Annotated in this window: 16 protein-coding genes; 2 read left to right on the top strand and 14 right to left on the bottom strand. The window is 65.3% G+C overall.

The features are described 5' to 3' along the window. Window positions 1-34: 34 nt before the first annotated feature. From GAU_RS07980 to murA, 9 genes are all read right to left on the bottom strand, one after another. The gene (locus tag GAU_RS07980) at window positions 35-1,015 is read right to left on the bottom strand and encodes a bifunctional riboflavin kinase/FAD synthetase (protein ID WP_012683048.1); all 981 of its coding nucleotides are present in this window, start codon (window positions 1,013-1,015) and stop codon (window positions 35-37) included. After that, window positions 1,015-1,926 carry a tRNA pseudouridine(55) synthase TruB gene (gene truB / locus GAU_RS07975; RefSeq protein WP_169307632.1) on the bottom strand — a complete coding sequence of 304 codons (912 nt, stop codon included), beginning with the start codon at window positions 1,924-1,926 and terminating at the stop codon, window positions 1,015-1,017. Before truB ends, GAU_RS07980 begins: the two co-directional genes overlap by 1 nt. Window positions 1,927-1,947: 21 nt before the next feature. After that, window positions 1,948-2,388, bottom strand: coding sequence for a 30S ribosome-binding factor RbfA (gene rbfA / locus GAU_RS07970; RefSeq protein WP_012683046.1), 441 nt, complete (start codon window positions 2,386-2,388; stop codon window positions 1,948-1,950). Between the two features lie 9 nt (window positions 2,389-2,397). Continuing rightward, on the bottom strand, window positions 2,398-5,499 hold the full coding sequence (infB, locus tag GAU_RS07965; protein ID WP_012683045.1) for a translation initiation factor IF-2: 3,102 nt from the start codon (window positions 5,497-5,499) through the stop codon (window positions 2,398-2,400). A 9-nt stretch (window positions 5,500-5,508) separates the two neighbouring features. Then, window positions 5,509-5,889 carry a L7Ae/L30e/S12e/Gadd45 family ribosomal protein gene (locus GAU_RS07960; RefSeq protein WP_041265383.1) on the bottom strand — a complete coding sequence of 127 codons (381 nt, stop codon included), beginning with the start codon at window positions 5,887-5,889 and terminating at the stop codon, window positions 5,509-5,511. Next, a complete protein-coding gene (gene nusA, locus GAU_RS07955) occupies window positions 5,886-7,202 on the bottom strand; it encodes a transcription termination factor NusA (protein WP_012683043.1) in 1,317 nt (438 codons plus the stop codon). Before nusA ends, GAU_RS07960 begins: the two co-directional genes overlap by 4 nt. A 9-nt stretch (window positions 7,203-7,211) precedes the next feature. Then, complete coding sequence (gene rimP / locus GAU_RS07950; protein WP_012683042.1) at window positions 7,212-7,679, bottom strand: ribosome maturation factor RimP; 468 nt, start codon at window positions 7,677-7,679, stop codon at window positions 7,212-7,214. A 154-nt stretch (window positions 7,680-7,833) separates the two neighbouring features. Next, the gene (locus GAU_RS07945) at window positions 7,834-8,577 is read right to left on the bottom strand and encodes a polyphenol oxidase family protein (RefSeq protein WP_012683041.1); all 744 of its coding nucleotides are present in this window, start codon (window positions 8,575-8,577) and stop codon (window positions 7,834-7,836) included. After that, on the bottom strand, window positions 8,567-9,862 hold the full coding sequence (murA, locus tag GAU_RS07940; protein ID WP_012683040.1) for a UDP-N-acetylglucosamine 1-carboxyvinyltransferase: 1,296 nt from the start codon (window positions 9,860-9,862) through the stop codon (window positions 8,567-8,569). Before murA ends, GAU_RS07945 begins: the two co-directional genes overlap by 11 nt. Before the next feature lie 159 nt (window positions 9,863-10,021). On the opposite strand from murA, the gene GAU_RS22435 reads away from it, so the two are divergent. Together GAU_RS22435 and GAU_RS07930 are read left to right on the top strand one after the other, a co-directional pair. Continuing rightward, window positions 10,022-10,615 (top strand): hypothetical protein, encoded by a 594-nt coding sequence (locus tag GAU_RS22435; protein ID WP_012683039.1) that lies wholly within the window; start codon window positions 10,022-10,024, stop codon window positions 10,613-10,615. A 58-nt stretch (window positions 10,616-10,673) separates the two neighbouring features. After that, complete coding sequence (locus GAU_RS07930) at window positions 10,674-11,597, top strand: zinc dependent phospholipase C family protein (protein WP_169307630.1); 924 nt, start codon at window positions 10,674-10,676, stop codon at window positions 11,595-11,597. On the opposite strand, the gene gatB is transcribed toward GAU_RS07930, so the two are convergent. Genes gatB through GAU_RS07905 form a run of 5 tightly spaced genes read right to left on the bottom strand, consistent with a single transcriptional unit; the run spans window position 11,566 to window position 18,329 of the window. Next, entirely contained in the window at window positions 11,566-13,005 is a 1,440-nt protein-coding gene (gatB, locus tag GAU_RS07925) for an Asp-tRNA(Asn)/Glu-tRNA(Gln) amidotransferase subunit GatB (protein WP_012683037.1), read from the bottom strand. The genes GAU_RS07930 and gatB overlap by 32 nt on opposite strands. Continuing rightward, entirely contained in the window at window positions 13,002-14,399 is a 1,398-nt protein-coding gene (gatA, locus tag GAU_RS07920; RefSeq protein ID WP_012683036.1) for an Asp-tRNA(Asn)/Glu-tRNA(Gln) amidotransferase subunit GatA, read from the bottom strand. Before gatA ends, gatB begins: the two co-directional genes overlap by 4 nt. After that, on the bottom strand, window positions 14,396-14,719 hold the full coding sequence (gatC, locus tag GAU_RS07915) for an Asp-tRNA(Asn)/Glu-tRNA(Gln) amidotransferase subunit GatC (RefSeq protein WP_012683035.1): 324 nt from the start codon (window positions 14,717-14,719) through the stop codon (window positions 14,396-14,398). The genes gatA and gatC overlap by 4 nt, the downstream gene beginning before the upstream one ends. Next, complete coding sequence (locus GAU_RS07910; protein WP_012683034.1) at window positions 14,719-17,181, bottom strand: ATP-dependent helicase; 2,463 nt, start codon at window positions 17,179-17,181, stop codon at window positions 14,719-14,721. The genes gatC and GAU_RS07910 overlap by 1 nt, the downstream gene beginning before the upstream one ends. After that, window positions 17,178-18,329: a sensor histidine kinase gene (locus GAU_RS07905; protein ID WP_012683033.1), complete on the bottom strand. Its 1,152-nt coding sequence runs from the start codon at window positions 18,327-18,329 to the stop codon at window positions 17,178-17,180. Before GAU_RS07905 ends, GAU_RS07910 begins: the two co-directional genes overlap by 4 nt. Between the last annotated feature and the right edge of the window lie 32 nt (window positions 18,330-18,361).

Genomic DNA, 18,361 nt, shown 5'->3' with positions numbered 1-18,361 from the left:
GCAAGCGTACACAAAGTACGCCAAGCCCCTAAACTTAGGTGCGCTCGGCGCTCGGCGGTAGCCAGTCTGAGCCGAGTTCGGCATCGGCCACGTGCAGGGCGTCCCTGGCCTGCTGCTCGTCATCCGCCAGTTGTGCCCGTAGTGCCTCGATGCCGGGAAACGGACGGGTGCCACGCAGGTAGCGGACGAAGTCGAGCCGGACCGGCGCCCCGTACCAGTCGTGGGACGCGTCGAACACGTGCGTCTCGATACGCCGCCCGTGATCACCGAAGGTGGGACGCGGCCCCAGATTGAGCATGCCGCCAAACGTGCCCTGCGGGAGTTGCACGCGCACGGCGTACACGCCGTCGGGCGGCAGGAGCTTTCGCTCCGAAACCGGCCCAAGATTCAGCGTCGGGAAACCGAGGGTGCGCCCGCGCTGGTCGCCGCGCACGACGACGCCCGAGACGCTGTAGCGGCGCCCCAGTCCAGCCGCCGCCCGGTTCAGATCCCCGTCGGAGATCGCCTGCCGGATGACCGTGGAGCTGATCGTCATCCCATCGGCCGTGTGCACGGGCGCGAGCACGGTGACATCGAAGCCCCGCTCCTGGCCCAGGGTCCGCAGCATACCGATATCGCCCATGCGCCCACGACCGAAGCCGTGGTCGTGACCGACCAACAGTTCAGACACGGCGAACTGATCGCGCAACACATGGTCGACGAAGTACGCGGCATCGAACCCGGCCAAGGTGGTGGTGAACGGCAACACCACCACATAGGACACACCCGAGAGCGCAAAGAGCTCGAGTTTTTCGTGGTGCAGCGTCAGCAGCGGCGGCGCGGCGGCAGGATTCACCACCTCCAGTGGGTGGGGATCAAATGTCACCACCACACTGGGCAATCCACGCACTTTGGCGTGCTCCACGAGACGGGCCAGGACATCGTGATGTCCCAGATGCACACCGTCGAAGGTGCCCACGGTGACCACTGCACCGCCGGCGGGCAGCGGAAGACCACGATCGAGGATCGACGTCATCACCCGTTGGCTCCGATCAACACCACGCGCGGCTGCCAACGATCGCCCGCTGTGCGCACACCGAGTGCCGCGATCGCGCCCTCGTGAAGCAACGCGACCTGGGCACCGGGCACGGTGGCCTCGAGCGTCCGGCCAAAACGCAGCGCCACGAGCCCCTCCTCGTCGAGGATCTGGGTGGCCATGTCACCCAACAACTCGAGGGGCGAACGCAACGGCACTTCGCCGTCGATCACGCTGCCCGGCGCGAGGGCGTCGAAAGACACGGCATGATCCACCGAGGCCGGGCCGCTCTGCACACGACGCAACACCGAGCAATGCGCTGCACTGCCCAGGGCGCGGCCGAGATCGCGGGCGAGGGCGCGGATGTAGGTGCCACCGCCACAGGTGATCCGCACATCGAGCGTGCTCTCGCTGGCCCCACGCCATTCCCACCCGCGGACATGCACCGGCACCGGCGCGAGATCGACGACCTCTCCGCGCCGCGCGAGATCATAGGCCCGCACGCCATCGACATGTTTGGCCGAATACTGCGGGGGGATCTGCGTGATGTGTCCGGTCAGTATCGCCTCGGCGGCAAGGCGCACGGCGTGTACCGGATCGGCGAGCACGGCGGCATCGGGCACCGGGGCTTCGCGGACAACGATGCCCGTGCCATCATCGGTGTTCGTGTCGGCGCCAAACTGAATGGTGGCGTCGTACACTTTGGGCTCCCCGACGATGTAGGGAAGCAGGCGCGTGGCCGTGCCCACTGCGATGACGAGCAATCCCGTGGCGAACGGATCGAGCGTGCCGGCATGTCCCACCCGACGCGTGCGCGCCGCACGACGCACGACGCCGACCATGTCATGCGAAGAGCGGCCCGCCGGCTTGTCGACGTAGAGCACGCCCGAGTGAGCCGGAGCGCCGATCACGGCATGCGCTCCGGTATGCATTCACTCGGCCTTGTCTGGGGCATCGGACGCCTCGACCGAGGCATCCTGCGAAGAGTCCTGTGCAGGGTCCTGTGCAGGCTCCTGCGCTTCCCGTTCATCGCGAATCTTCGCCAACAGATGCTCGATACGCGACGCGCGGGCGACACTTTCGTCGGTCCGGAAATGAATCTCCGGCGCCGAACGCAAGCGCAGCGACTTGCCCAACTGTGATCGCAGATGGCTGGCCACACTGGCCAGCCCCGCGGTGGTGGACTTCTTGTCGGCGTCGTCACCCATGAGGCTGACGAACACCGTGGCGTGCCGAAGGTCGCGCGTCACTTCCACCGCGGTCACGGTGACGAACGCGCGGATCCGCGGATCCTTCGCGCCTTCCGACAGGAAGGTCGCGACTTCTTCGCGGATCGCTTCGGCGACGCGGTCAGGACGCCGCACTTCGCCCATGCTAACTCCTCAGGACTTCGCAGCCTGGTCGAGGGTACGCGCGATTTCCTCGGTGCGGTAGCACTCGAACACGTCGCCGATCTTGAGATCGTTGAAGTTCTCGATGCCGATACCGCACTCGTAGCCTTCCTTGACCTCGTTGACGTCGTCCTTGAAGCGACGCAGCGAGGAAATCGCTCCATCGTACATCTCCACGCCGTCGCGGATGACACGCACCCGGCCCCGACGATTGATGATACCCGAGCGGACGATACAACCCGCAATGGTGCCGATCCGCGGCACCTTGAAGGTCTCACGCACCTGGGCTTCACCAAAGACCACTTCGCGCTCTTCGGGACGCAGCATGCCTTCCAGCGCCGCCTTCACATCCGCCACCGCTTCGTAGATGATGCGATAGAGCTTGATCTCGACGCCTTCGCGCTCTGCCGCAGCACGCGCGTTGTTGTCGGGGCGCACGTGGAAGCCGATGATGATGGCGCCCGACGCCTTGGCCAGCAGGATGTCGCTTTCGGCGATGGCACCCACACCACGATGCAGGATGTCCACCTGCACTTCCGGATTCGACAACTGTCCGAGTGCGTCGGCGAGCGCTTCCGCCGGACCACCCTGGTCGGCCTTGATGACCAGACGCAACTGACGCTTCTGTCCGGCCGCCGCATGCGACATGAAGTCTTCGAGCGACACCACACCACGCGTGGTGCGGCGGCTCTTGGCTTCGCGGTCGAGTCGTTCACGACGCTGCGCGATTTCGCGCGCGGCCGTGGCGTCTTCCACCACCAGGAGCTGATCACCGGCCATCGGTACACCGGTGAGGCCGAGGATCTGGACCGGAATGGCCGGGCCGGCGGACTTCACCTGCTTGCCACGTTCGTCCAGCAATGCGCGGACGCGGCCAGAGTGAATGCCGCAGATGTAGTCGTCACCGACCTTGAGCGTGCCATTCTGCACGAGCACGGTGGCTACCGGACCCTTGCCCTGGTCGAGCTGCGCTTCCACCACCGAACCCATGGCCCGACGGCTCGGGTTGGCCTTGAGCTCGAGAATGTCCGACTGCAGCAGGATCTGCTCGAGCAGATCGTTCACGCCCGTGCCCTTCTTGGCCGAAATCTCCGAGTGCAGCACGGTGCCGCCGAACTCTTCGAGCACGACTTCATGCTGCAGCAGGTCCTGCTTCACCTTCGGGATGTTCGCCGTCGGCAAATCGACCTTGTTGATGGCGATGATGATCGGCACACCGGCGCTCTTGGCGTGCGAAATCGCTTCGACCGTCTGCGGCATCACCTGGTCATCAGCGGCGATGACGATGACGACGATATCCGTGACCTGCGCACCACGGGCACGCATCGCGGTGAACGCTTCGTGGCCCGGCGTATCGAGGAACGTGATGGTGCGGCTCCCAGCCACTTCGACATGGTAGGCACCAATGTGCTGCGTGATACCACCGGCTTCGCCGGCGACCACGTTGGCCTTGCGGATGTAGTCGAGCAACGACGTCTTGCCGTGGTCAACGTGACCCATGATGGTCACGACCGGCGGACGCGGCCGCAGATCTTCGGCGTTGTCCTCACCACCCGTATCGGGCAGGTCGGCGGCGTAGTCGCTTTCCTTGACGGCCTGGAACCCGAACTCGCCCGCGATCAGTTCGATCTGGTCGAAGTCGAGTCGCTGATTGATGGTGACCATGAGGCCGAGCGTCTTGAACGCGAAGCCCACGATCTGCGTGGCGGAGATGCTGAGGATCTGCGCGAGTTCGGAGACGGTGATGAACTCGTTGACGCGCACGGTCTTCCGTTCGCGCTCGGCTGCCGCCTGACGCTGCTCTTCGGCCTCGGCGCGCATTTCTGCGCCAAAACGACGGCCCGCGCGACCGCGCTGCGGTGCGCCGCGCAACGCGGTCATCGTCTTGGTGATGTTCGCCGACACGACTTCCTGATCGACCGCCCCTCGCTTGCCCTTCTTGCCACGACGCTGCTGGTTCTGGCCGCCAGCCTGGCTGGGACTGCTGCTCTGCTGGTTGTTGCCACCACCCTGCGTTCCGGCACCAGCTTGACCACCACCCGGTGCTCCACCCGGGCCACCGGGACCGCGACGATCGTCGCGACGCTGACCCTGATTGAGACCACCACCCGGCGCGGCCGACGCGATCGGACGTGCCGAACCGAAGTTCGGCGACCCGCCGCCCATGGACCGCGGACGCGGCGCGCCTGGCACCACCGGCCGCGGACGCGGCCGATCAGGCGGCAGTGAGGACGTGGGCGACGGCGCGGCAGCCGCGGGCGTCGCATCGGCCGTGGGCGCCGCAACAGCGGGCGCACTGGTCGGCGCGGCCGTGGCCGGCGATGACGTGGGTGGCACCGACTGCGGTGCCTGAGCCGCAATGGCCGGGGCGGCAGGCGCCGCCGGAGCCGATGCGGGGGTCACCGGAGGCCTGACCGGCGACGGAGCCGCCGGACGGGGGGCCGCTGGACGGGGCGCAGCCGGCGCACTGACCACCGCAGGGGCAGCCGGTGCGACGTCGGCGGGCTTGGCCACGGGCGTCGGATCCGCGCTGGGCGCAGACACCGGCACATCCGGCTTGGCTTCGCTGATCGGGGCCGCCGCAGGCGGGACTTCAACAACAACCGGCTTGGGAGCCGCGACAGGCTCGGGCGTGACTTCCACCCGCGGCGCCGGCTCGGCAGCGACCGGTGTTGGCACCGGAGCGGCAATGACTTCGACCACCTTTTCAGCGACCGGCGCTTCTGCTGCCGGTGCCTCGGCGGCGACTTCATGCGTGTCGTCGTGCCCTTCGTGCGAATCGGGCAGGTCGGCGGCGCGGCGGCGACGCACAACGGGCGCCGGCGCGGCCGACACCTCGGCCTCCGGAGCGGGAGCGGCATCGGCAGCACCGGTGCGACGACGACGCGGCGCAGCCGCGGGTGCCGGCTGCGCCTTTTCAGCGCGCACCCGCTTTTCACGCTCCCACCGGGCGCGGATACGGGATACCTGATCGTCGGTCAGCAGCGACAAATGGCTGCGAACCGGCACGTCCATCTGGCGTAGCAGCGCGATGACCTCGTCAGCCGAGATACCGAACTCACCCGCCATGTCATGCACACGAAGCTTGCTCAACCCGTCCTCCTACCGCGAAACGCGCGTCGCGTCGCCCGCCGGGGTTGCCCCGGCCACGGCGCCACGGATTCCGCGCGCCAGCGCCTGATCTACGATCCCGATTGCCGCTGTCGTCTCTCGACCGACAGCGCCACCCAGCTCGGCCGCACTCGGCCACTCCACCATCTCTACACGCCGGGCTTTGAGGACCGGCACCACCTTATCCAGCGAATGACGGGATACGTCACTCGCGACCAACGCCATCTGCACCGTGCCCTTCTGTGCCGCGATCCGCACCTGCTCAACACCGATCACGACCAAGCGTCCGCGCGCACCCAGCCCTACGAGTCCGAGCACCTTGCGGCGCGTGACGTCGTCCAAAGGCAGAGGCTCGCCGACGCCGTCACTCACGCGCCGCGGCTTCCGTCGCCGTCATCCTCGGTGGTGAGCTCGTCGATGATCGCCATGATCCGGTCCGCTTCTTCCGGCGCAATGCCAGGCAGTCGCAGCAGATCGTCCCGATCCAGATCGAGAATGTCGTTCAGCGTGCGATAACCCGCCTCCGCCAGCACGGCCACGGTGGCCGTTTCCAATCCTTCGATCTCGTTGAGCGGCACATCGGCCTCTTCCGTCTCCTCCGGAAGCGGCGCGAAGAGCGGCGCTTCGCCACCCTTCTCCAGCCACTCGCGGCTCGAATAGAGGTCGATCTTCCATCCCGTCAGCTCCGACGCCAGGCGCACGTTCTGTCCATTGCGGCCGATGGCGAGCGACAGTTGATCTTCATCCACCACCGCCTGAATGGTGCGCGAGGCGGCATCACTGAACACACGCGCGACCCGGGCCGGCGCGAGCGCGAGCTTGGCAAACCGCTCCGGATCGGGCGACCAAGGCACGATATCGATGCGTTCGCCGCCCAATTCGTTGACCACCGCCTGCACGCGGGCGCCCTTGAGCCCCACGCATGCGCCCACCGGATCGACCGCTTCATCGCGCGACGTCACCGCGATCTTGGTGCGGCTGCCCACTTCACGCGCCGCCGCCTTGATCTCCACGATGCCTTGCTGGATTTCCGGGACTTCGAGCTTGAAGAGCGCCTGCACAAACAACGCGTCGGAGCGGCTCAGGATCAGCCGCGGTCCCTTGGGGGTGTCTTCCACCCGCTTGAGGACGGCCCGCACCGGTTCGCCCTGATGGTAGTGCTCACGATGGTTCTGTTCGCGGTAGGGAATGATGGCCTCCGCTTCACGGAACTTGTTGAGCATGACCACCAGCTTGCCGCGTTCGATCTGCTGCACTTCACCCGACAGGAGATCGCCGACCCGTCCGGCAAACTCGTCGCGAATGCGCGTGCGCTCACCTTCCCGCACCCGCTGGATGATGCGCTGCTTTGCCGCCTGCACCGCGGTGCGGCCGAACTCCATGAAGTCGACCGGAATTTCCATGACGTCGCCGACCTGGAACTCCGGGTCCATGAAGCGGGCCTCTTCGACCGTCACTTCACGCGACTCGTCCGTGACTTCGTCCACGACAGTCTTGAGCAGCACGATGCGGATCTCGCCCCGGGCTTCGTCGATCTCGACTTCTGCCTGGACGTTGGCGCCGTGCTTCTTTGCCAGGGCGGCATGAATGCCGTCCTGCAGAAGCCCGTGCAGTTCCTCGCGCGTGATCTGCTTCAGATTCGACAGCTCTCGCAGCGCCGTGAGAATGTCCGCCGATCCGGCCATCCGTCTCCCCTATCGTTTCCAGTTGAACGCCAAGCGCGCCTGCGAGACCTCACGAAGTGGCACGGAAACTTCCCGGCCCTTCGGATCCCGCACCAACGCCACCTCAGCGCCGCCTTCGCCCGTCACGGCGACGATTTCGACTTCCTGCTTGCCTCCCGCCAGCAACCCACTGGTTACCGTTGCCCGGCGTCCGACAAACCGGCGCCAGTCGGCCGCATGACGCAGCGGTCGATCAGCACCGGGTGAAGACACTTCGAGCACATACTGTTCTCCGACCAGCGCGGCAGCCTCGAGTCGGGCTTCCAACGCCCGCGAAACGCGCGCACAGTCGTCGATGGTCACTTTCTCTTCATCCCGCCGGTCGATCCGGATCTCCAGCACCGGACGGGCCCGCGAGCCCCCACGTCGCAACTCGACCAGGTCAAACCCGAGACCGGCAAGTTCCTGCGTGACAATGGGTTCGATCGCCTCGCCCATATGCCGACCTCCCAGTCGTCCATACCACGGATCCTGCTTCGTGGCCGGTTTCCGAAGGTCTGGAGAACAAAAAAGTGTGGGGGCCATCCCCACACTTCATCACCCGCGCGGGGCGGGTGCGGTCACGAAGAAGTTACATCTTGAGATTTGCAACCTATTGAGCGCTCGAGACTGGGTCAAGGAGACGCCATGCCACAATGCCGAGCTGTCGCCCCGCATCTCCCCCTCGGTGGCTGAAAAAGCGCGTCCGGTCACAGCGCGTACAGGCCGCGTCCGAAGTCACCCTGACGACCCCGCGTGCGGCCGCTTGCGCTGCCAGAACGGCACGCACGTCGAGCTGCCCTTTGGCTGATGCGGGCTGACCGGTGATCGCCTCCAGCACCTCGGGACCAACCTCGTAACAGGCGCCGCAAATCGCTGGCCCGAGATACACCTCGCATTCCTGAGACGGGAATCCCAACGACTCCAGAAGATCAAGCCCCACGTCGAGAATCCGCGCCGCCGTGCCCCGCCAGCCTGCATGCAGCGCCGCGACGGCGCCACGGGGATGCCCGATCAGCACGGGGGTGCAGTCGGCGATGGTCACCGCCAAGGCCGTACCCGGAACGACCGAGACATGTCCATCGACGCCCCGTTCACGCAGCCAGCCGCGCCAGCCGTCGCCATGCAGCGACACCGCCGCCCCGTGGACTTGATGCGCGGCCGCCAACCGGGAAACGCCGCGTCGGGCCAACGCATCCTGGAGGGCGCTCCAGCGGGCCATGACCTCACCCACCGGTTCGTCGCTGCCCAAACCAAACGAGCCCACCTCGCGCGTGGTGGTCCACCCCATCACGCCCTGCGGCAGGCCAGTAGCCGGCCAGCAACGGTCGAGCAGGTCCGGGGAATCAGCGGGCACTGAGTTCCACACGACGGATGCGGGCGCCGAGGGCACCGAGCCGGGACTCGATGCGCTCATACCCGCGCTCGATCTGCTGGGCATTGTTGATCACGCTCGTGCCTTGTGCGCACATCGCGGCCAGCAACATCGCCATGCCCGCGCGGATATCGGGCGATTCCACCTTCCCTCCCCGCAACTGCGTCGGCCCCGAGACGATCGCGCGGTGCGGGTCACACAGCACAATGCGAGCGCCCATACCGACCAACTTGTCCGTGAAGTACAACCGCGATTCGAACATCTTCTCGTGAAAGAGAATCATGCCCTCGCACTGCGTGGCGGCCACGATGGCGATCGACATGGTATCCGCCGGAAACGCCGGCCACGGCTGGTCTTCCAGCTTGGCCACGTGTCCACCCAGATCATTCTGGATACGGCGCTCCTGATCCGCAGGCACAATGAGGTCATCCCCTTCAACATCGCAGCGGATGCCGAGCCGCTCGAACCCCATCAGTGTGCTACGCAAATGTTCGACACCCGCCTGCTCAATACGCAGCGTGGATCGTGTCACAGCCGCCAGTCCGATGAACGAACCGACTTCGATGTGATCCGGCCCGATCGTGTGTGTCGCACCGCCGAGCGGCAGCCCACCTTCGATGGTGTACACATTCGATCCGATGCCTTCGATACGCGCACCGAGTGCCACGAGGAACTGCGCGAGATCCTGCACGTGCGGCTCACTGGCCGCATTGCGCAGCACGGTGCGTCCCTTCGCGGCCACCGCCGCCATCAGCGCATTTTCGGTGGCCGTGACACTGGGCTCATCGAGAAACACATCGGCGCCAATCAGCCCATCGGTGGTGAAACGAAAGCGTTCCCCCAATTCGTACGAGGCGCCCAACGCCTGCAGCACATGGAAATGCGTATCGAGTCGCCGCCGGCCAATCACGTCACCACCTGGTGGTGACAGCGTGACCGATCCGCAACGGGCCAGCAGCGGAGCGGCCAGCAGGATGGAGGCCCGAATGCGCGCGCACATCGTGGGATCGAGATCGCCCGCTTCGATCTGGCGTGCGTGAATCCGCAGCGCGTTCTCACCGGTCCACTCGCAGTCGGCGCCCGTCGTACGCACCAGTTCCACCAGCGTCTCGATGTCGCGGATACGCGGCACGTTGAGCAACTGCACCGGCTGATCAGTCAACAGGGCGGCCGCAACGATCGGCAGAGCCGCATTCTTGTTACCGGCAGGGCGAATGCTGCCCTCGAGCCGGTGACCACCTTCGACGATGAATTGAACAGCAGCCATACCAGTGGGGTTGAAGCAAGCGCGGGTCGCATACGGAGGATACTCCCGGGAAGCATAGCCATCGGCGCTTCACCTTGCCTCCCCGGCGTCCGCACAGATCGGGTCGTGAATCTCACAAACCCCTTCCCGCTCCGCTCGTGAACCCTTAGATCCCGGTTTATGTCGATGCCGACCCCTTGGACTCCGTACATCCTGCAGGCGATCACGCTGCCGGATACCATCGTGGCCCGGACGATTCCCGACCGGGGGATCCTGGACTGGACCAACGGGGTGCTGCAGCTCGTCGTGCTCCTGCTGGCCGTGGGGGCACTCGGGGTCTTCATCGCGCTGATGCTCACCGTACGTGATGCGATCAAGAGCGTCACCGGCACCGTGGAACGCCTGGCCAACGACACCCGTCCACTGGTGGAGAAAGCCACCGGGCTCGTGGAAGACGCCCGTGAAACCGTGACCATGCTGCGTGAAGACGTGGAGCGGGTCACCGAGGCGGCAGCGGCCATTTCCGACGAGCTGCTCAACGCGGCGGAGACCACGGCACGACGCGTCGATGAAGTGAACGCCGTGCTGGATGTGCTGCAGGCGGAGCTCGAAGACACCGCGATCTCGGCGGTGTCCACCATCCGCGGTGTGCGGGTCGGGGCCAGTGAGGTTGCTTCCCGGCTGGCCCCATCGGGAGGCCGCAAAGCCGATTCCCGCCCGCCCCGCCCCCGGGCGCGTCCCGACGACCGTGATCCTGATTTGGGCCACGAGTAACCGAATGGGGGTCCTCTCCTCCACCGGTGCTACGGGGCGAACAGCAGGACGGCAACACGTGCCGTGGATCAGCGTGACCTTGGCGGTGGTTCTGCTGATCGTGATCACGCCGACGACCGCCTGGGCGTGGACGCCCGGCACGCATGTGTTCCTCGGCGACGCGGTTCTCGGCAACCTCTCATTGCTGCCCTCTTCACTGGCCGCACTGCTGTCCGCGCATCCCGCTGATTTCCTGTACGGCTCCATCGCGGCCGATACGAGCATCGCGAAGAAGTACGCCGAAGTCGGACGGCATTGCCATTCCTGGCATGTCGGTCTCGAGATTCACGACGAGGCCGATTCGCCAGCGCTGCAGGCATTTGCGCTGGGGTATCTCGCGCATCTCGCCGCGGATGTCGTGGCACACAATTTTTTCGTGCCGCGCCAACTGGCTGTGACCTCGAGCACCACCGCACTGGGACACAGCTATTGGGAAAGCCGCATCGACACCCACATTGGTGACCCCTGGCCTCGCCGTGCCCGTGAGCTGCTCTCCATCGATCACGGACGCTCCGATCAGCACCTCGACCGGATCCTCAGCCCCACCCTGTTTGGTACCCCCACCAATCGCCGCATCTTCCGCGGCATGGTGTACGTGACCGACACCGAATCCTGGCAGCGCATCTTCCAGTTGGTATCGGAAAAAAGCCGGTGGGACCTGGGCGACGCCGAGGTGGGTCGCTATCTGGCCCGTTCGTTCGACTACATCATCGACCTGTTTCAGGCGTGGGATCGCAGCGAGCCGTTTCGTTTCGATCCGTCCGGCGACAAGCCATTGCGTGAGGCCAAGAAGGTTCGTCGCCTGGCGCGTCGTCAGGGTGGTGACATTCGTGCGGCACTCGAGGCAGACCGCATGTTCGGCATGCCGGCGACGCCGCTCCATCACGCCGCCGACTTGCCCGCCCCGCTGTTCACCCCGCGCGTGCGCCAAGTAGCTGGTTGACCTTCTTGGGGTCCGCGGCCCCCTTGGACTTCTTCATCACGAGTCCAACCAACACCCCCTGCAACTTCTTTTCGCCGCCGGCAAAACGTGCGGCTTCGGCAGGGTTTTCGGCGAAGACTTCATCGATCCAACCGACGAGTGCGGAGTCATCGCGCACCTGCACGAGTCCTTCGCGTTTCGCCAACTCGAGCGGCTCTCCGGACTCCTGCTCCATGAGCGCAAAGAGCTGACGAGCGGCCGTGTTGGATACATCACCCGCCGCCTCGAGCTTGATCAATGCACCCAGGCGTTCGGCGGTCACGGGATGCTCGGCCAATGACCGTCCCGATGCATTCACCGATGCGAGCACGGCGCCCAACATCCAGTTCGCCGCACGACGCGCATCACCTGACGCGCGTGCCACCACCTCGAAGTGGTCGGCCAGCGACGCCTCCACGATGAGCTGCTCGACATCCACGTCGCCCAACCCGTATTCGGCGGCGAAGCGCTGCCGTTTGGCTTCCGGCAACTCCGGCAGAGCCGCGCGAATGCTCTCCACATACGCGCTGGCCAGCCGCAGCGGCGGCAAGTCCGGCTCGGGGAAGTAGCGATAGTCGTGGCTGCCTTCCTTGCTGCGTGCCGGACGGACTTCGTTGCGCTTGTCGTCGTACAGCATCGTCTGCTGTTCGATCGTCCCACCACTCTCGAGCACACGTACCTGCCGCGCGAATTCGATCTCCACCGCGCGCTCAATGGCCGAGAACGAATTGAGATTCTTGATCTCGGTCTTGGTGCCGAACGGGCTGGTGCTCGACGGGCGAATGGAAATGTTGACGTCGACCCGCAGCGAACCCTCTTCCATGTTCGCATCGGACACGTCGGCATATTCGAGGATCTGCTTCATGCGCCGAGCGTAGGCGCCAGCTTCTGCGCCGGTGCGAATGTCCGGCTCCGACACGATCTCCACGAGCGGCGTGCCAGCGCGATTGAGATCGATGGCCGACACATCCCGGAATCGATCGTGCACCGACTTCCCGGCGTCTTCTTCCATGTGCACACGATGCACTCGAATGACGCGAGGTGTGCCGTCGGACTGCACACCGATCACGACCGCGCCTTCCGTGGCGAGAGGACGATCGAATTGCGAGATCTGGTATCCCTTGGGCAGGTCGGGATAGAAGTAATTCTTGCGTGCGAAGACCGAGGCTTCGTGGACCGTGCAGCCAAGCGCCAGTGACGCGCGTGTGGCGAGGTGCACCGCTTCCGCGTTCAGTACCGGCAACGCTCCCGGCAAACCCAGACATACCGGGCAGGTGTTGGTGTTGGGAGCCTCACCAAACGACGTCGCGCACCCACAGAAAATCTTGCTGCGGGTCTTGAGCTGGCAGTGTACCTCGAGCCCGATGACCAATTCCCAGTTCGTGCTCATACGGTGGCTTCCTCGAGGCGCAGTGTGGATTCGAGCGCCGCGGCAGCGTGAAACATCGTCGGTTCGGCAAAATGCGGGGCCATGAACTGACCACCCACCGGCAATCCGTCCACCAGCCCAATCGGCTGCGACATGGCGGGCACGCCCGCGAGATTGGCGGTCACCGTGAAGATGTCGCTCAAGTACATCTCGTACGGGTCGCTCAACTCGCCCAGACGAAAGGCGGGTGTGGGTGTGGTGGGCGTGAACAGCAGATGCACACCACTCGCGAACACGTTGGCGAATTCCTGCGTGATGAGCGTGCGCACGGCCTGCGCCCGCTTGTAGTAGGCGTCGTAGTATCCGGCGCTGAGCACATAGGTACCCAGCAGAATACGGCGCGTCACTTCGGCGCCGAATCCGCGCGAACGGGAGCCTTCGTACATGCTGCGCAGATTGTCGGCATCGACACGCACGCCGTATCGCACGCCGTCGTAACGCGCGAGGTTGCTCGACGCTTCCGCCGGCGCGATGATGTAATACACGGGAACGGCCAGGTCGGTGCTGGGCAGCGACACGTCACGGACTTCGGCCCCGAGCGCAACAAGCTGCGCGAGGGCACGCTCGCAGTGGGCCGCGATACGCGGATCGAGATTGGCCGGGAAATACTCACGCGGCTTGCCCACCACCAATCCGGCCAGCGGACGCGCGTTGCCGGCTTCGAGGACCGGCACCATCGACGGCACCGGAAGATCCGCACTGGTGGAATCGAAATGATCGTGTCCCGCGATCGTCTCGAGTCCGAGCGCCGCCTCCGCCACGGTGCTGCCGAACACCCCGACGTTGTCGAGTGAAGACGCGTAGGCCACCAGCCCATAGCGACTCACACGACCGTACGTGGGTTTCACGCCCACGATGCCGCAGAAGGCCGCCGGCTGACGCACCGACCCACCGGTTTCCGATCCGAGGGCAATACGCACGACACCGGAGGCCACTGCCGCTGCGGAGCCGCCCGATGAACCACCGGGGACACGCGTGCGATCCAGCGGATTGAGTGTCGGGCCGTAGGCACTGTTTTCCGTGGAAGACCCCATGGCAAATTCGTCCATGTTGGTCTTGCCAATGATCACCGCACCGGCCTCGCGCAGTTTGCGTACCGCAGTGGCCTCGAACGGACTGACGTATCCCTCGAGCACCCGTGAGGCGCAGGTCGTGGGCAACGACAGCGTGGCCAGATTGTCCTTGATGGCCACGGGCACCCCGACCAGTGCTCCCGTCGCGCCTTCAGCGGTCGTGGCGTCCCGATCGACCGCGAGAAACGCGTTCAATCCGGCGACGTCCCCGGCATCAAACCGCTCCCAGGCCTCGGTCACGCCATGTGTCGCCAGGCGTTGTGTCACGTCGCTCCGGCTCATGCGGCGTCTCCTTCATCGGCCGACGCACCCTGCGCACCGTGCGTGGTGAGTCGCGGCACGAGAAAAAACCCATCGCGCATGGCAGGCGCGAACGACTCACGGCTCCGCACGAGCGCATCAGCGGGACGCGCGTCCGGCCGCAATGGCGCCGCCTGATCGGGTGGTGTGAGTGGCACACCAGACACGTCCACCTGCTGGAGGACGTCCATGTGCGCGAGAATGCCGTTCAGTTCCTGCACGAGCGCGGGGATCTGCGGCTCGGCCAGCCCCAACCGAGCCAGCGTGGCCACGTGCCGCACGTCTTCCGGTGTTACCGACATCACTCCCACCCTCGTTCGAGCTTGGCCTGTGCGAGAACGAGCGTCTTGCGCCCGATCTCCTCATCGTCGAAATCGATACGCACTTTGGTATCGCGACCGCTGCCGGACAGTTCGGCGATCGTGCCGGTGCCGAACTTGGCATGTTTCACCCGTTCACCGGGACGGAACATGGGCGCGTCCTGCGATTCGTCCTCTGGTTCGGGCGCCCGCTCGCGACGAGCCGGCGTGCTGAAGCCACCGGGCGCCTTGCCGAACGGGATATCGCCACTGTTGGCGCCCACGCCACTGCCGGAGGGACGATAGCCCGCCGAGCCATACGGCCCCACCGACCGCTTGGCGCCGCCTGTTCCAGCACCAGCACTGTTGCCACTGCGTCCCCATCCGTCGTCGTTGCCGCGACGACTGCCGTAACCGCTGCCGTAGCCACCGAAGCCACTCCGTCCTTCGGACTTCGCGCGCGCCGTCTTGCCCCGTTCGGCCAGCGAGGGCTTGATGACTTCGAGAAAACGTGACGGCATGGAGTACATCAGCTCTCCATTCCGGCGCCGCTGCTCCGCGCAGGTGAGATAGAGCTTCTCTTCGGCGCGCGTGATGCCCACGTAAAAGAGCCGACGCTCTTCTTCGAGTTGCGCCGGATCTTCGGCGGCACGCGCCAATGGGAAGAGGCCGTCCTCGAGTCCGCACACAAATACGAGCGGGAATTCCAGTCCCTTGGCGTTGTGCATAGTCATGCACGTCACGGCATCGGCGTTGGGATCGAGCTTGTCGACACCAGCCACCAGCGTGGACGATTGCAGAAAGTGATCAAGCGGTGTGAGACCCACTTCACCGCCTTCATCGGCCACCACTTCCGCGGCACCGGCGATCATTTCGCGCACGTTCTCGATGCGCTCCAGGCCTTCGGGGCCTTCAGCACGCAGATGGTCGGCATACTTGATCACCTGCACCAGCTCACGCAGCAACTCGTCCACCGCCGCATCCACGGCCATGGTTCGCAACCGCTGGACCAGGTTCCCAAAATCTTCGAGGGCCGCTCGTGCTGCGGGCCGCATGCCACTCAACACGTCGAATCGCGTGGCCATCTCCAGCATCGGCTTGCCTTCGGCGATCGCCTGCTCCGCCAGCAAGGCAATCGTGGCATCACCCAGGCCGCGCTTCGGCACATTCACGGCACGGCGGAAAGCCTCATCATCCGCCGGATTGGCGACGAGCTTGAGGTACGCCATCAGATCGCGGATTTCCCGGCGATCGTAGAAGCGCACGGCGCCAATGAGCCGATAGGGAATATTGCGTCGCCGAAACGCGTCTTCGATGGCCCGCGACTGGGCGTTGGTACGATACAGGATCGCACAATCACGACGCGCGAGATCGGAGCGCGACATGCGCGTGAGAATCGTTTCGGCGATGAAGTCCGCCTCGTCACGTTCATCGAGTGCCTCGATGAGCGTCACCGCTTCGCCGGCTGGCCGCGTGGCGCGCAGGGTCTTGCCTCGCCGCTCGGTGTTCTCGGCGATCACGGCATTCGCCAGCGCCAGCACATTGGGGGTAGAGCGATAGTTCTCTTCGAGACGCACGATCCGCGCACCGGGAAAGTCGCGCTCGAAATCCAGGATGTTGCGGATATCGGCACCACGCCAGCCGTAGATGGACTGATCGTCGTCACCGACCACCATCACGTTGCGATAGCCCCCGCCCATGAGCTGCACGAACCGGTACTGGGCCGCATTGGTGTCCTGATACTCATCGACCAGCAGATACCGAAAACGCCGCTGGTAGTGCGCGCGCAGCGCTTCATCGGTTTCGAGCGCGCGTACCGGCAACACCAGCAGATCATCGAACGTGACGGCATTCGCCTGCTGCAGCGCAACTTCCAGGTCGGTGTACACACCGGCCACGGCGGTGGCAAACGTGTCCCGTGCATTCCGGGCGAACTCCGACGGCGAGATCAGCGCGTTCTTGGCGCTGGAGATCGCACTGAGGATGGCCTTCGGCGCAAACTCCTTGGGGCTCAGATTGCGCCGTTCCATCACGCGCTTGACGGCACCGATGGCGTCGTCTTCGTCGTAGATGGTGAAGTTCTGTTCGCGTCCGACCAATGGCGCCACTCCACGCAGCATACGCGCGCCGAGCGCATGGAAGGTGCCGCACCACATGCCCTTCGGCTCATGCCCGAGGAACTTCGCGATGCGGGCGCGCATCTCCCCGGCGGCCTTGTTGGTGAAGGTCACCGCGAGGATTTCGTGCGGGGCCACATTCATGGTCCCGATCAGCCGGGCAATGCGCGTGGTCAGGACGCGTGTCTTGCCTGACCCCGCGCCGGCGAGCACAAGTGCCGGACCATCGTCGTGGAAAACCGCCTCAGTTTGCCCCGGATTGAGCCCGCGCGTAATGGCATCGAGATCCAGTGCCGGCTTTTGAGGAACTGCATCGAACAGCGAACCCGCCCAACCCGTCGTCGTCATCCACGCAAGATAATGTCGAACGCCGCGCCACGGTCGGTGTCGGCCAGCACGAGCTTGCCGTCGTGATTTTCCTCGACGATCCGTCGCGCCAACGACAGGCCGATGCCCCATCCTCGGTCCTTGGTGGAGAATCCCGCATCGAAGATCCGCTTGCGGAGCTTGCGCGGCACACCCGGGCCATCGTCTTCCACCCGGATGCGCACACCACCTTCCGGTAGGGGACGTGCCGACACCACCACCTCGCCATTGCGTCCGCCCAACGCATCGATGGCGTTCTTGATGAGCACCTCCAGCACCCACTCCAGCAGCACCTGGTCACCGTGAGTGACGACCGGTTCGGTGGGATGCTCACTGCGGATCCGCACCGTGCGCGCCAGTGTCGGTGCGCGGGCGGCGAAGTACGACGCCAACCGGTCGACGAGCGCATTGCAGTCGACTTTTTCGTCGCGTGGGGGGCGTCCGATGCGTTCGAAACGATGCGAAACGCGCTCGAGTCGTTGCAGATCCTGCCCCATGGCATCCACGGCGCGGGTTGCGGTGCCACCGCTCACAGTCTCGCCGAGCAGTTCGATCCAGCCGGCCAGGGCGGACAGAGGGGTCCCCAGTTGATGGGCAGCTTCCCGGGCCATGCCGGCCCAGACTTTCTCCCGTTCCGCGCGCCCCCGCTCAATCAGCGCATACACACCAAATCCAACCAGCAACACGATGCCGAATGCCTGCAGCAGCGGAATGACCTGCAGACCGGTGACAATGCCATTGTCCCCCAGGTGCACGGCCCCGATCGCTCGATCGGCAATAGGCGGATTCTTCTGGTCCAATTCGACGATGAACTGGCGCAGGCGAGCTGTGTCCCTTTCGATGTCACGCGGAATGTTGGCCGTGCCGGTGACGCGACCGAGGCGATCCGTGACCACCAGTGGCAGCCCGGACTCGCGAATCTCCTGCGAGAGGTCGAGCAACACCACCGCGGGATCCGCATCGACGCTGGTGTCCTGCAGGGCTTCGTAGATGCGTGCATACATGCGGCCCTGCATGGCCGCGGCGCCACGCAGTTGCGACACGACGTGGCGGGTGTACCCGATATACCACCCGAGCAACACCAATACCCCAATGACCATGATCATCACAGGCCAGCGGCGACGCTTCATGGTCAGGTGGGGCGAACGGGGACGCCGATGTG

This window comes from Gemmatimonas aurantiaca T-27 (genome assembly GCF_000010305.1).
Taxonomy (GTDB): domain Bacteria; phylum Gemmatimonadota; class Gemmatimonadetes; order Gemmatimonadales; family Gemmatimonadaceae; genus Gemmatimonas; species Gemmatimonas aurantiaca.
The sequence above is the reverse complement of the archived record's forward strand: the minus strand, read 5'-3'. Positions and strand labels throughout refer to the sequence as shown.

What these genes read in the sequence shown, in the direction of transcription:
- GAU_RS07905 (WP_012683033.1), bottom strand. Translation starts at nt 18,329, where the DNA reads ATGAAGCGTCGCCGCTGGCCTGTGATGATCATGGTCATTGGGGTATTG.
- gatA (WP_012683036.1), bottom strand. Translation starts at nt 14,399, where the DNA reads ATGAGCCGGAGCGACGTGACACAACGCCTGGCGACACATGGCGTGACC.
- GAU_RS07910 (WP_012683034.1), bottom strand. Translation starts at nt 17,181, where the DNA reads ATGACGACGACGGGTTGGGCGGGTTCGCTGTTCGATGCAGTTCCTCAA.
- GAU_RS07980 (WP_012683048.1), bottom strand. Translation starts at nt 1,015, where the DNA reads ATGACGTCGATCCTCGATCGTGGTCTTCCGCTGCCCGCCGGCGGTGCA.
- GAU_RS22435 (WP_012683039.1), top strand. Translation starts at nt 10,022, where the DNA reads ATGTCGATGCCGACCCCTTGGACTCCGTACATCCTGCAGGCGATCACG.
- rbfA (WP_012683046.1), bottom strand. Translation starts at nt 2,388, where the DNA reads ATGGGCGAAGTGCGGCGTCCTGACCGCGTCGCCGAAGCGATCCGCGAA.
- rimP (WP_012683042.1), bottom strand. Translation starts at nt 7,679, where the DNA reads ATGGGCGAGGCGATCGAACCCATTGTCACGCAGGAACTTGCCGGTCTC.
- gatB (WP_012683037.1), bottom strand. Translation starts at nt 13,005, where the DNA reads ATGAGCACGAACTGGGAATTGGTCATCGGGCTCGAGGTACACTGCCAG.
- nusA (WP_012683043.1), bottom strand. Translation starts at nt 7,202, where the DNA reads ATGGCCGGATCGGCGGACATTCTCACGGCGCTGCGAGAGCTGTCGAAT.
- murA (WP_012683040.1), bottom strand. Translation starts at nt 9,862, where the DNA reads ATGGCTGCTGTTCAATTCATCGTCGAAGGTGGTCACCGGCTCGAGGGC.
- gatC (WP_012683035.1), bottom strand. Translation starts at nt 14,719, where the DNA reads ATGTCGGTAACACCGGAAGACGTGCGGCACGTGGCCACGCTGGCTCGG.